Origin of the sequence: Acinetobacter lwoffii (assembly GCF_019343495.1) — a bacterium.
GTDB classification, from domain to species: Bacteria; Pseudomonadota; Gammaproteobacteria; order Pseudomonadales; family Moraxellaceae; genus Acinetobacter; species Acinetobacter lwoffii_P.
Window position 1 is genome coordinate 2,093,336 of the sequence record NZ_CP072549.1, and the last position, 14,071, is coordinate 2,107,406.

The following is a 14,071-nucleotide window of genomic DNA, read 5'->3' on the forward strand; positions in this document are numbered from 1 at the left end:
GCGTAAGTCCTATTAATGATGAACAAGTTCTTATCAATGCAAAAATCAGGACTGCAAAAATTAAAACTATACATCTAGAAAAAGAAGTATCAATTAATAAAATCCTACGACTCCTAAGACGCTACTGGCAACGTGGTCAAACTATAAATGCTTTGGTACCGGACTATGAAAACTCAGGTGGAAAAGGCCAAAAAAGAGCTATAGGTGATAAAAAAATTGGCAGACCACGCATTTATGAATTGAATGAAGGTAAGAATGTCACTGAACAGGTTGAATTATATTTTAAGCAAGCCATCGAAGAGTATTTAGTTCCTGTCAAAAAACAATCCATTAACGAAACTTATCTTCGGTTTAAAAATTTATTTTCTAAGCACTTTCATCAAGTGCAAGCCGCAGATATTCCAACCTATGCCCAATTCTATTATTTTTATAATAAGCGATATAGAAATAAGAACAATTCCAAGGAAATTCTGAAGAATCAGAAAACTCTGAAAGATCACAAACCTCTGACTTCAACAGCGACCAAGCACGCAAATGGTCCTGGTGCACGTTATGAAATAGATTCAACAATCGCTGATATCTACCTTGTATCATCACGAGATCCATCACAGATTATTGGCAGACCTACCGTATATATTGCTATCGATGTATTTAGCCGGATGATTACTGGGCTTTATGTCGGTATGGAAAACAGCTCATTTAACACAGCCATACAATGCCTCAGCGTCGCAATCCAAGATAAAGTAACATTCTGTCAGAGTTATGGCTTACAAATACAAGCGGAAGACTGGCCGATTTATGGTTTACCTAGCGCCATACTTGCAGACCGCGGCGAACTAATTGGCTATCAAATTGAACTTCTTGAAAAAAACTTTTCTGTTCGAATTGAAAATGCACCACCGTATCGAAGCGATGCCAAAGGTATTGTGGAGAGGGCTTTCGGAATCATTCAGTCACGCTTTAAATCCTATGATAATATCGGTGTTGTTTCTGGATTCAAGGAAAAAAAGAAAGGCGGACATGATTATCGGCTAGAAGCGTGCCTGACTCTGGAAGAGTTCAGAAAAATCATATTAAGCTGCATCTTGTTACGCAATAATTTTGATGTCTTGACGAAATATGATCGCAGTGCCGATATGCCAACTGACCTGCCATCTATTCCTCTTAAGCTCTGGCAGTGGGGCCTACAGCACCGCACTGGGATGTTAAGACAAGTGGATAACAAATCACTCTATGTGGGCTTGTTACCTAGGATCGACGCCTCCTTAAGTGACAAAGGACTTAAAGTCAAAGGATTAGTCTATCAATGTCTGGAAATGCATCAACAAGGCTGGTTTATTCGTAACACAACCAAATCTCGCCCGAAAAAGTTGCGGATTGGTTTTGACCCATACTCAGTAAATACCATTTATATTTTTTATGATGAAAATAAATTGGAATACTGGGAGGCTCACTTAAATGATACCTCACGTCAATATCAACATCTGACCTGGTGGGAAGCTGAACAAATTCAAAAAGCGATCAAAACTGTTGAAAAACAGCATTCGCAACTCAAGTCTGTAGCCATCAGCGAATTGCAGGATTTTACTGACAACATCATTAAGTCAGCACAGAGTCGGCGGGCTCAAGCGGGAGTTCACCAACTTTCTAACGCACAACGTACTCGAAATATCCGGCAGAATAAACAAGAAGCCATGCAGATGGAACGTGCGGAACACCTACAAAACAGGCCTGTTAATTCTATCCGGACCATCAATCCCAATAAAGATAATACTCAAATACCCCCATCTCAAACCAGCAATCTAGATTTGACAAGTCAACCAGATTTAATGAGACAATTATTTGAAGAGGACGATGAAGAATGAATAATAATGAACTCACGATTAATACATCAATAGAAGACATCTATGGGGATAATCCTCTCATTACTCAATTACCGCCCATTCTTGACACGAAGTCGGTTATTAAACACCTACGAGGGAAACTAAAATTTATTCCAGAGCAGCGTTTTTTGCCTCAACCAGAAAGAATTCATCTAATTGCTCAACTGCCTCATGATTTTTTCCAACCACTCACCAAACATCTATCCCTTGAACAAAAAATTTCTATCATGATCCGGCAAGGTTACGTGAGTAGAAACATCAATAATGGTGATCGACACAGGCATTTGCACGCGGCTTTTCAACAACTAGAACCTTCAAACGAAAGCTCTTACCGCTACGCTCCTCCAGAATCGACAGCCACTAGTATGTCTATTATAGGATGTTCTGGGAGTGGGAAAACGACCACGATGAACAAGATTTTGCGTTATTATCCGCAAGTGATTGAGCATAAAGAACTGGGGTTAAAGCAAATTGTTTATCTTAAAATTGATTGCCCTCATGATAGCTCTTTAAAAAACTTATGCTCAAACTTTTTTAGAGCAGTAGATTTAGCATTAGGAGATACTAACTTCGAGCATCGTTTTACCAGAAGCCGCTTAAATGTAAATGCAATGCTGCAGCAGATGAAAATCATCGCAAATAACTATTCAATTGGACTTTTAATCATTGATGAAATCCAGCATTTGAATACAAAAAAATCTGGCGGGGCTGAGATTATTCTTAATTTCTTTGTCACCTTGGTGAATGTCGCATCCATTCCGATCGTGATGATTGGGACACCCAAAGCCAATGAAATTTTGCAAGAAGACTTGAGATCAGCTAGACGCAGTGCAGGATTAGGCTCTTTAATCTGGGAACCTATGCGTAATGAAGCCCCTACTCCCGATCCTAGTACTCCCGATCAAATGATTATTTCTGAATGGCATGCTTTTACAAACAAGCTATGGCAGTATCAATGGGTTCAACAACCAGCTGAACTGACCGATGAATTAAGAGCCACTTGGTATTATTATACGCAAGGTATTCCGGATCTAGTGGTTAAGTTGTTCTGTCTGGTACAAATTCATGCAATCACCATCGGTCTGGAAAAAATCACCTCAGAATTATTTAAAAAAGTCTACGAAGAACAATTGCAGCCAGTCCACGATATTCTAGATGCACTGCGTTCAGGCAATCCTGCACGTATTGCACGGTATTCTGACCTCACTATCCCTCAAGTTCAAATTGAGGAGTATGTTGAACAACACCGTTTTAAAGCCGCATTAAAAACAGAAAAACAGCATAAAGATCTGGGACCGCATTATTCTACTTTAATAGGTATGCTGACAGCATTAGGTCATCCCGCCGCTACAATAGAACCGCATGTCACTTCTGCATTAAAAAAATATCCAAACGAAAACTTACAGGTACTCCTCCAGCATATTCTGGAAGTATTAGACAGCCCTGTAGCAGAAGATAAGTTTAAACAGCATCAAACCACGACTCCGGCAAGGAAGCCACGGACATCTCGTAAAGTCATGAAGGCAGAGGAATGGAAAAGTACTGAAGCTACTGACTTACGAAACTTTTTCAGTCAAGCACAAGAACAGGATGTAGATGTTTATGAGTTATTAAAATCATCGCACTATTTGTTTGATCCTACCCGTCCCATTTTGCATTAAGCAACAAAGAATGGAGAGCACGGTATTATGATTTCGAATTTTCCAATACCATATCAGGATGAGCTGATTTACAGCGTAATTGCACGTTATGCAGTTCACAATGGGATTCTGAGTCCAAAATATCTCACCGAAGAATTATTCAATAACAGAAATTTAACACCAACTTACGATTTACCTTCGCATATAGATACCTTAGCCAGTTATTTACCAGATCAATATAATGCGCTTACTTTGATCAGCCAGCATACCCTACTCCCAATTTACCAAATATTTCAAACTGATACAGTGATGCGTCATGCTATGCAGGCATTACGGAGTGAGCAATACCAATCACTGCATACGAAATTGGGGAAAAATGCATCCCGGATCAAATCGGTGAGTTTTTTCAGATTCTGTCCAGATTGCTGGCAAGAACAGATGGAGCAATATGGAGAAGTTTACTGGAAACGTAGCTGGCAGATTACTGGATACGAGTATTGTACAAAGCATAAGCAACCGCTCTTTATGAGTTCTATCCCTTGCAATGGGATAGACCGAAAATTCTATTTTGCTCATTTAAATGCGCTGAAAGACTCTTCACGACTTGCATTTAATCCTCAGGACTCACGTCACCATATCGAGCTTGCGGAACTAATCGAAGAGCTACTTGCTCATTCAACATCCATTAGTATTCCAGATTTTTCGACTATATCAGATGCTTATTTTCTGATTTTAAAAGATAGCGAATTACTATCAGGCCGTAAAAATATCAATTACGAAAAAGTCCGTCAATTAGTCATTGAATATTGGGGCGAAAGTTTTCTTGCATATTATCAATTAGCAGATTTAGATAGTGAAAACTGCTGGCTGAAAAATATATTAAGAAAACATCGTAAAGCATTTTCTTATCTTGAGCACCTCATCCTATTAAAAGCTCTTGTTACAGAGAAAAATCCGATTGAAACATATAAGCAATATATTCACCTAGCATCCATGGATCTAGAGGAAGCCACCACAACAGTAACAATATGTATGGATAATAAAGTAGATCGAACATTATCTGAGGACCAAAAACAATGGACAAAATTAATCCTAGAAAGGCCTGTCAAACAGGCTCGCCAACAAAATAGCTCACTGTATGCTCGCTTATATCGCAATCATAAAGATTGGCTATTAGTTATCAATAAATCAGCTTTAACTCCCCCGCCTTCTATCCCTAAACCACGTATTGACTGGAGAGCTCGAGATCGACAGTTTGTTAAACAACTCATCAAAATACGGGATGAATTATTAGAAGATCTAGACTCCCCACAATGGACAAAAAAGTTTTTTATTAGACAACTGGGTTCAGTGAGTATGATTGAAAAAAACTGGAATTTTTTCCCATTGACTTCAGTCTTTTTAGATCGTTATGCTGAGTCTGTGGATTGTTACCAAATACGTCGTCTGACTCGAACCTATATTCGTCAACAAACTGAAAATAAAGACTATCCACCAAGTGTTTTTTTACGTGAATCTGGATTAAGTGAGCAGCGATTGACACCAGAAACACGTCGATTCTTTAAGAATATTATGGGGAAATAAAAGTGGCTAACCTTCCATTCGTATGTTTACCTGAAGCAACACAATACTACAGTGCAACACAGATAACTCATCGTGGTAAAACTCGTTTCAATATTAAAACTACAATGCGCAATTCCGAAGAAAAGCGTTTTTTTCATTCAAAAAGACCAATTGAAAGTATCCTTTTATACCACTACAAAACACCACTGAGCAGTGTTTTCCCTGTACGTTTAGTCAACCATAAGCTCACTCAAATCAATTTGGGATTTTTGAACGAGACCAATGCAGAAAATTCAACTGTAAATACCCATCCGACATATCGCAATCGTCCCTGCTTCAGTTTCCAATATCACAACCCAGGAGATGCTTTGGAGGGGTGGACCATCCAATTACCTAAACTGGTACTCGCACGAGATCTTTTTTTCTCTCATCCATATTTACTACGCGCTGCATTATTTTCTGAAAGATATACAACAGATGTCTTGGTTGATCGTGACGATACCGAAGCCTTTCATATTTTTGTTGCACCAAACAGAAAAATAACAGCCAAGGATCTGAAGGACCCTGTTTTTCTAAAAAAACTGGCATTAATTTTATTACACCCTGAATTAAATCAATCTTTTTTAAGTATTTATGAAAAAACCATTAAAAACCAAGCTCAATCTAAAGCCTATGATTTTGATATGGATGCCCCTATCCTCAAAAACATTGAACTTGATGTTGATGGATGTATTTATTCAGACAGCAAAATATTTCGGATCGAACGTATCAATTCATTCGGAAATTTAGAAACAGGAATACATAAACCTGTTAAATTTCATTTTTTATCCCAAAAAAGTTTTGGACAGGCTAAAGACATACTAGATAAAAACCAGCATACTAAAAAACAGACAAGTCAGGATAAATCTAAATTTGATGATGAAGCTAACGCTGATATTGATCAGGAAATTACACAACTCAAAAATATTGTGGGGGAAATTTATACCATAGAAGACCTACAAATCTCACTAAATACTTCATGCTCAGAAATTAATATAACAAGACGAAATACAAGTAGGGAAGCTCTTCATGAGGACCAACCATTTGCTGGTGGAGAAGGAGAAGACGAAGGCACCCTTCCAGGATTTAGCATAGAGGCAGAAAATAATTTTACAAGTTCAACTTATCAAGACCTTAGCAAAATGCTGAAAAAAATAGAAGGCAAAGGCTATAAAGTCAAACAAATTCATAATAAGTCTTTCATAAAATATGGCCGATTCAGAGGGCATAAATTGACTAATGGTCAAAATCGCCGATTTTATGTAAATCTAATACTCGACAGAGAAGATAATGAGCTTTTTTATTTATGTGAAATTGATACCTCTGATGGAAAAAAGAATATTTCCACATTACTGATACCATACGATGTTAATGCAAATAAAATCTTCCTGAACAAAACCTTAGAATCTTTCAAAATTGCAATTTTGTCACAGTCTTTAAGTTGGCCAAAGGACTTTATTAACAAAGTTTGTAATATCCAGTCATATATAATGATTAACCATATTTCGAAAAAAGATTACATTGTATCAAATACTTATCATGCAGACTGGGCGCAGCGTATTCTAGAAAAATGGAAATCTATATATGACTCACCATAAATCTCTAAAGTTATTCTCTAACAAAAGTGCTGATCGTGAGATCTTACAATTACTGGCTGAATATTCTGGAATGCTAGCTCACAAAATTATGAATGAAGGAAGCTGTATTAAATAATTTTGGCTCTATACTACTAGCATAAATTATATATTTTTCTTATTTTCAGGGTTTTTAATGACTTACATGACCAAACTGACTTGCTTCAAAGCCTATGACATTCGCGGCAAACTCGGCACCGAGCTCAATGAAGAGATTGCCTATAAAATTGGCCGTGCTTATGGACAGATTTATCAACCTAAAACAGTAGCCATTGGCTGTGATATTCGACTCAGCAGTGAAGGCTTAAAACAGGCGACCATTCGCGGTTTAAATGATGCTGGGGTCAATGTGCTGGATCTCGGCATGACCGGGACTGAAGAAGTTTATTTCGCGGCCTTCCACCTCGATGTACAAGGTGGAATTGAAGTCACTGCCAGCCATAATCCGATGGACTATAACGGCATGAAACTGGTGCGTGAAAATGCCCGTCCGATTAGTGCAGATACAGGCTTAAAAGAAATCCAGGCCTTGGCCGAATCAGGGCAATTCCTTGAAGTTAGCCAAAAAGGTCATACGGAAAAATATAATATCCTGCCAGAATTTATCGACCACCTGATGACCTATATCGATCCGGCAAAAATCCGCCCGATGAAACTGGTGATGAATGCCGGTAATGGTGCCGCAGGTCATGTGGTGGATGCGCTTGAACAGAAGTTTCAACAGCTACAGATTCCGGTTGAATTTGTCAAAATTCACAATAAGGCCGATGGTAACTTCCCGAATGGTATCCCGAATCCAATTCTGATTGAAAACCGTGATAGCACCCGTGATGCGGTCATTCAGCATGGTGCGGATATGGGCATTGCTTGGGATGGCGACTTTGACCGCTGCTTCCTGTTCGATGAAAAAGGTCAGTTCATTGAAGGTTATTATATTGTTGGGCTTCTTGCGCAGGCATTCCTGCTGAAGCAGTCTGGTGAAAAAATTGTCCATGACCCGCGTCTGGTCTGGAATACGCTGGATGTGGTGGAGCAGTATCAGGGAATTACCGTCCAATCAAAATCAGGGCATGCCTTCATTAAAGATGTCATGCGTGAACATAATGCGGCTTATGGCGGGGAAATGAGTGCCCATCACTATTTCCGTGATTTTGCTTACTGTGACAGCGGCATGATTCCATGGTTACTGGCTATGGCAGTACTGTCTGAAACAGGAAAATCCTTATCTTCTCTCGTGGAAGAAATGATCGCCAAGTTCCCATGTTCAGGTGAAATTAATTTTAAAGTGGCCGATACCCAGGCAACCATCCAAAAACTTTTCGATCATTATGCCGATCAGCAACCTGAAATTGACCAGACCGACGGCGTCAGCCTGAATTTTGGTAGCTGGCGTTTTAATGTGCGTGCATCCAATACTGAACCATTATTGCGTTTGAATATTGAAAGCCGCCGTGATCATCATCCACGGCCGATGCAGGACTATGTTGATGAGCTGACCCAGCTGATCCAAGGCGAAGCTTAAGTCCTCAAAAAAACCTAAAAACAGTGCCCTTTAAACCAGAGAAAAGACTCCAGTTTTTAGGGTACTTTTCCGGCCTTAAGCTTTTATGAAAAATGTTTTTCGAGTATATCCACTGTGATATTTGTATTCATTTTTCGCGCAAACAGCATGCCTGACTGCTTCATTTTGTCAAAATCAGATTCATCTAAAGTCCTTGGATAATCCGGCCCGGAATCCCAGTCAATATATCTTAGCCCTGTTTCACAATCCTCTATCCTATGCTGGGCATGATAGATGCGTTGCTGAAAATGGGAATTATAAATAATGGTATGGAAAAAGATTTCATCTGCACAGAGTGAAGATTTAAAGGTTTTTGCATAATCCGGATTCGCTTCCAGATAATCCAGAATAAATGTCACCGCCTGATCGGTGAGAGTAATCCAGTTTGAACCTTTATATAGTTTAGGTAAATGAGAAATATCCTGTTTACGAAAGTGCCGGCAATACCATAATGCCCATCTGTTCAGGAGTTGAAATAATGGTGATTTAGCTTTCTGATACATAATCGGTAAATAAAGGACATTCACCCGTTGTTCCACATCATCTGCTAAATCATCATGGCCCACAAACTCGGTCTGTTTCTGATATTCTTTTTCTAGAAATAATTCTCTTGCTGTATTGGAACATAAAGGAATGTCATCTCCGGACAGGAAGAAAAAATAGCCGTAATCATATTTTTGCGCTTCCTGCAGGAGTTTTAACATGACTTCAATTTGGCTATAGCTGCCCCATCGTACATCTGTCCGGTCTGCTAAAAAATATACCTGATCATGCTGTCCGAATTGAGTATGAAATGGGGCAAGGTCGGCTTTCTGATCGACATGAATAAGAATAATACTATGAGGACTTTTCAGCAGCTCATTCACCAGAAAAACCAGTGAATGGGTAAGTTGATGACAAATAACCCCATAAATAAAATTCATATCTATGATCCATATCCTTTGGGATTCTGCTTCTGCCATTTCCAGCTGTCAGCAAGCATATCTTCCAAGCCATATTCGGGTGTCCAGCCCAACTCTTTTACTGCACGCGCATTGTCTGCATAGAAACTTGCCAGATCACCGGCACGTCGTGCAGCAAACTCAAATGGAATCTGGATCTGATTCACTTTCTCAAAAGTATCTTTCAGGGTTAATACCGATACCGGTTGACCCGTACCAATATTCCAGGCCCGGCAGCCTTGATGATTTAAACGATTCTGAATGGCTAAAACATGTGCTTTCGCCAAATCGACCACATGAATAAAGTCACGTTCACAGGTACCATCAGCCGTGTCGTAATCATGGCCAAAAATAGACAGCTTTTCACGCAGACCTACCGCAACTTGAGTCACAAAAGGCATCAGATTGTTGGGAATACCCAATGGATCTTCACCAATCTGTCCACTTTTATGCGCGCCGACCGGATTAAAATAACGTAGCAAGGCAATGGACCAACGTTCATCTGCAATTGCTACTTTTTCTAACATCTGCTCAACAACCAACTTGGTATAGCCATAATTATTATTCGGCATACTTAAGGGCATATCTTCCTGATATGGAGAAGGATTATCTTCACCATACACAGTGGCGGAAGAGCTAAAGACCAGTTTATACACCTGTGCGCGCTGCATCGCCTGAACCAGACTAATTGAACCGGCAATATTATTATCAAAATAAGCCAATGGAATCTGCTGGCTTTCACCGACTGCTTTAAGACCGGCAAAATGAATTACCGCATCAATCGAATTTTGCTGAAAGACCTGATCGAGTAACTGGCTATCCCGGATATCGCCTTCCACAAAGGTCAGGCTTTTTTTGGTCAGCTTTTCTACTCGGCTTAAGGACTCGGAGGAGCTATTGCACAGATTATCAAGTACAATTACCTCATGTCTGGCATTCAACAATTCTACACAGGTATGTGAACCAATATAGCCTGCCCCACCTGTGACCAAAATTTTAGCCATTTGACTTTCCTAATAAAATTTTAATGAGACCTTGGGTAGAACCGTCCAAACCATCCAGATCGGTTTGTTCACCATTCAGTATTGGCAATAGCTGGTTGGCAATTTCCTTGCCTTTTTCTACGCCCCACTGGTCAAACGGATTGATATTCCACAGCACGGACTGGACAAATACCTTGTGCTCATACAGTGCAATAAGCATGCCCAAACTGTATGGATTGAGTTCCTGCAATAACAGGGTACTGCTCGGCTGATTACCTTCATACTGTTTATAAGCCGGTAAGCTCGCCAATTCAGTTTGATCCAGTGCTTCATTGCCAAAAGCCAGTAAGCGCGATTGCGCCAGACAGTTGGATAAGGCCAGATGATGTTGTTCGACTAATGCTTCAGCGCTGTCTGCATAGGTATATTGCTGGCTGTTATAACGTTCTACCGGTGCAATAAAATCACAGCTGACTGACTGCGTACCCTGATGCAATAACTGATAGAAGGCATGCTGGGCATTCGGCCCGACCTCACCCCAGATAATCGGGCAGGTATCTAGCTGGACTTTCTCGCCATTACGTTGAATTGATTTGCCGTTGGATTCCATTTCCAGCTGTTGCAGATAGGAGGCAAAATATTTCAGCCGCCCATCATAAGGCAGAATTGCATGGGTCTGAATATCCAGAAAATTGGTATTCCATGCTCCCAAAAGTCCCATCAATACCGGAATATTGCGTTCGAAAGGCTGGTACTGAAAATGCTGATCCACGGCATAGGCACCCGCCAGCAGCTGCTTAAAGCCTTCAATGCCGATACTCAAGGCAATTGGCAGTCCGATACAGGACCAGAGTGAATAACGCCCACCGACCCAGTCCCAGAGCAGCAACTGGTTTTCCGGTGCAATTCCCCATGCGGTCATTTTTTCCGGCTTGGTTGATACTCCAATAAAATGATGCTTGAGAATATAAGGATGTTGACCCAAAGCCTTCTCCAGCCACAAGCGTACCGTCTGAGCATTGGTCAGGGTATCAATGGTGCCGAAGGATTTGGAGGAAATAATAAACAGTGTCGTTTCCGGACGCAGCTGATGCAACAGCTCAGACAACTGACTGCCATCCATAGTCGAAACAAAATGTACGTTGAGTGGCTGGGCAGACTGGTATTTAAAATCAGATAAAGCATGCGTGACCATCAAGGGACCGAGGTCTGATCCGCCCACCCCGATATTGACCACATCCTGAATGACTTCCCCGGTGGCACCGCGACGCTGTCCGGCATGAATTTGTTCCACCAGCGCATACATACGCTCCAGCTGGGCATGCACATCAGCTGCCAGATCAGCATGCTGTTGATCCTGTTTCGGCAGGCGCAATGCCCAGTGCATGGCAGCACGCTGCTCGGTATAGTTGATTTTTTGATTGGAAAATAGGGAGCCAATCCAGGATCTGAGGTTCTGTGCATCGGCCCATTCGATCAGCCCCTGCATCACATTCTTATTGATTCGGTGTTTGCTATAGTCAAACAGCAGTTGTTCAAACTGGATAGAATATCGATTAAAACGCTGCGGGTCAGCAGCAAACAGCTCCCGCAAATGCTCAGACTGAAGCTGTTCTTTGTTCGAGGCGAGTTTCTGACACACAGTTTCAGTGTCGAGATTTGGATTAAAATGGCTCAACATTAACGTCCCACCCCAATATAATTAAAACCACGTGTCTTGACATACGTCGGATCATACAGATTACGCCCATCCAGAATCAGGGGATGCTGCATCAGCTTGATCAAATATGGATAATCCGGACTGCCGTACTGTTTCCATGCCGTAATCAGACACAAGGCATGCGCCCCTTCCACAGCCTGATACTGGTCTTTACACAGGATCAGGTCTTCCCGTGGCCCATAGACCTTTTCAATATTTGCGATTGCCTGAGGATCATGCAGCTTGACCGTCACGCCTTGTGCCCACAAAGCGGTCAGCATGGCATGTACCGGAGACTGCTGGATACTTGGAGTATTTTCCTTAAAGGCTGCACCCCAGATCGCAATGACTTTACCCTTTAAATCTCCACGGAAATAGTTCCAGAGTTTACGGAACAATAATTCTTTTTGCTGTTCGTTAATGTCCCAGACCTGCTCCAACAGCTGGTTTTTCACTCCTGAATCTGCCACGGCGTGAGTAAGCGTCCGGATATCATGAGAGAAATTCTCTCCACCAAAACCAACGCCGGGGAACAAATAGGCAGAACCAATCCGGTTATCCGCAGCCATGCCTTGCCGTACCTGCTCAATATCAATGCCCAGTTTTTCTGCCACGCTGGCCAGATCATTCATATAACTGATCCGGGTGGCCAGCATGCCGGAAATACTCAGCTTGGTAAATTCAGCATCCAGAACTGGCATAAATAAATATTGTTGGGTACGTGGAAATAATGGCCGTAATAATTCTTTGATTTTAGGCTGTATATCTGCATGATCACAGCCCACAATCAGTTGGGTGGCCTGAGTAAAGCTACGCAGTGCATTCCCTTCCTGAATAATATCTGGCAGATAAATCCAGTCATCATTCGGCAGCAACTGCTGAAAGCGCTGGGTGCCATGCAAGCCAAAGGTGGAGGCATTAATCATCAGTTTGGGATGGGCAAAACAGGCATGCCGGATGGTGTCCAGCATCTGAAATGCCTGCTGTTCTTCAGTCGCATTAAAACTAAAGAAAAAAACATCCTGATTAAAATCCAGATGCTGAAAATCGCAACAGTTTAAAAAGCCAGATTTTTCCTGTTTTTGCAGTAATTGTTGTAGAGATTCATCCTGGAAATAGGGCCGGGCCGACTCATCTGCATTGAAGCTATTACACCAGACCACCTGGTGACCACACTCAGATAAAAGAGCCGACATGACTCCGGAAAATAAGGTTTTTCCCAATACTGCGACTTTCATAATATTCCTTTCTTATAAAGCAAGTTCCTGAATCAATGCTTTAAACTCGCTACCGAGTTTAGGATGATCAATGCCATAATGTAAAACAGCCTTTAAATAACCTAACTTGCTGCCACAGTCGAAGGTCTGACCTTTCATACGATAGGCTTCTACGGCTTCGGTTTGCTGCAGCATGGCAATCGCATCGGTCAGCTGGATTTCATTACCTGCCCCGCGTGGGGTCTGTTCCAAAAGCTGCATGATTTTTGCCGGCAGAATATAACGTCCGACCACAGACAGATTTGAAGGTGCAGTACCGATGGCCGGTTTCTCGACGATTCCTTGCATGACGATACTTTCCCCTTCCTCAGGCGATGCTGCAACATCAACAATGCCATACTGGTCGACCAGATGTTCAGGTACCGCTTCTACCATGATTTGTGAAGCCCGAGATTGAGCATAACGCTGAATCATGCGTGCCAGATCATTTTCCGGATCCTGATCCTTGACCAGTACATCCGGCAATAATACCGCGAAATCATCATCGCCAATCACTGCTTTGGCACACAATACTGCATGGCCCAGACCCAGAGGCTGTGGCTGGCGTACACTAATCACACTCACGCCTGCAGGCAGAATCTCCGTAATTTCTTTCAGCAGGTCGGTTTTGTTTTTTTGCTCAAGGGTGGTTTCAAGCTCAAAGTTACGGTCAAAATAGTTTTCAATCGAAGCCTTGGAAGAATGGGTCACCAGAATAATCTGCTCAATTCCGGCAGCAACCGCTTCACGGACCACATATTCAATCGCAGGGCGATCCACGACAGTCACCATCTCTTTCGGAATGGATTTGCTGGCAGGTAAGAAACGCGTACCTAGACCCGCCACAGGGAGAATTGCTTTTTTGATCATAT

10 protein-coding genes are annotated in these 14,071 nt (G+C 41.6%); 5 read left to right on the forward strand and 5 right to left on the reverse strand.

Annotated features, from left to right (window positions below; all coding sequences use genetic code 11):
* Window positions 1–152: 152 nt before the first annotated feature.
* The 5 genes from J7649_RS09925 to J7649_RS09945 all read left to right on the forward strand — a co-directional run bounded on the left by J7649_RS09925 (window position 153) and on the right by J7649_RS09945 (window position 8,281).
* On the forward strand, window positions 153–1,865 hold the full coding sequence (locus tag J7649_RS09925) for a Mu transposase C-terminal domain-containing protein (RefSeq protein WP_228738640.1): 1,713 nt from the start codon (window positions 153–155) through the stop codon (window positions 1,863–1,865).
* Window positions 1,862–3,544, forward strand: a complete 1,683-nt coding sequence (locus J7649_RS09930) for an AAA family ATPase (RefSeq protein WP_219307736.1) — start codon at window positions 1,862–1,864, stop codon at window positions 3,542–3,544. The genes J7649_RS09925 and J7649_RS09930 overlap by 4 nt, the downstream gene beginning before the upstream one ends.
* Window positions 3,545–3,571: 27 nt before the next feature.
* Complete coding sequence (locus J7649_RS09935; RefSeq protein WP_219307738.1) at window positions 3,572–5,107, forward strand: TnsD family Tn7-like transposition protein; 1,536 nt, start codon at window positions 3,572–3,574, stop codon at window positions 5,105–5,107.
* Between the two features lie 2 nt (window positions 5,108–5,109).
* A complete protein-coding gene (locus tag J7649_RS09940) occupies window positions 5,110–6,723 on the forward strand; it encodes a Tn7-like element transposition protein TnsE (RefSeq protein ID WP_180038353.1) in 1,614 nt (537 codons plus the stop codon).
* A gap of 181 nt (window positions 6,724–6,904) precedes the next feature.
* The gene (locus tag J7649_RS09945; protein ID WP_219310097.1) at window positions 6,905–8,281 is read left to right on the forward strand and encodes a phosphohexomutase domain-containing protein; all 1,377 of its coding nucleotides are present in this window, start codon (window positions 6,905–6,907) and stop codon (window positions 8,279–8,281) included.
* 83 nt (window positions 8,282–8,364) lie between these two features.
* On the opposite strand, the gene J7649_RS09950 is transcribed toward J7649_RS09945, so the two are convergent.
* Genes J7649_RS09950 through galU form a run of 5 tightly spaced genes read right to left on the reverse strand, consistent with a single transcriptional unit; the run spans window position 8,365 to window position 14,069 of the window.
* Window positions 8,365–9,243, reverse strand: coding sequence for a beta-1,6-N-acetylglucosaminyltransferase (locus J7649_RS09950; RefSeq protein WP_219307740.1), 879 nt, complete (start codon window positions 9,241–9,243; stop codon window positions 8,365–8,367).
* A gap of 2 nt (window positions 9,244–9,245) precedes the next feature.
* A complete protein-coding gene (galE, locus tag J7649_RS09955) occupies window positions 9,246–10,265 on the reverse strand; it encodes a UDP-glucose 4-epimerase GalE (protein ID WP_219307742.1) in 1,020 nt (339 codons plus the stop codon).
* The gene (pgi, locus tag J7649_RS09960) at window positions 10,258–11,925 is read right to left on the reverse strand and encodes a glucose-6-phosphate isomerase (protein WP_219307744.1); all 1,668 of its coding nucleotides are present in this window, start codon (window positions 11,923–11,925) and stop codon (window positions 10,258–10,260) included. The genes galE and pgi overlap by 8 nt, the downstream gene beginning before the upstream one ends.
* The gene (locus tag J7649_RS09965; protein WP_219307754.1) at window positions 11,925–13,181 is read right to left on the reverse strand and encodes a nucleotide sugar dehydrogenase; all 1,257 of its coding nucleotides are present in this window, start codon (window positions 13,179–13,181) and stop codon (window positions 11,925–11,927) included. Before J7649_RS09965 ends, pgi begins: the two co-directional genes overlap by 1 nt.
* A gap of 12 nt (window positions 13,182–13,193) precedes the next feature.
* Entirely contained in the window at window positions 13,194–14,069 is an 876-nt protein-coding gene (gene galU, locus J7649_RS09970) for a UTP--glucose-1-phosphate uridylyltransferase GalU (protein WP_219307756.1), read from the reverse strand.
* Window positions 14,070–14,071: the final 2 nt, after the last annotated feature.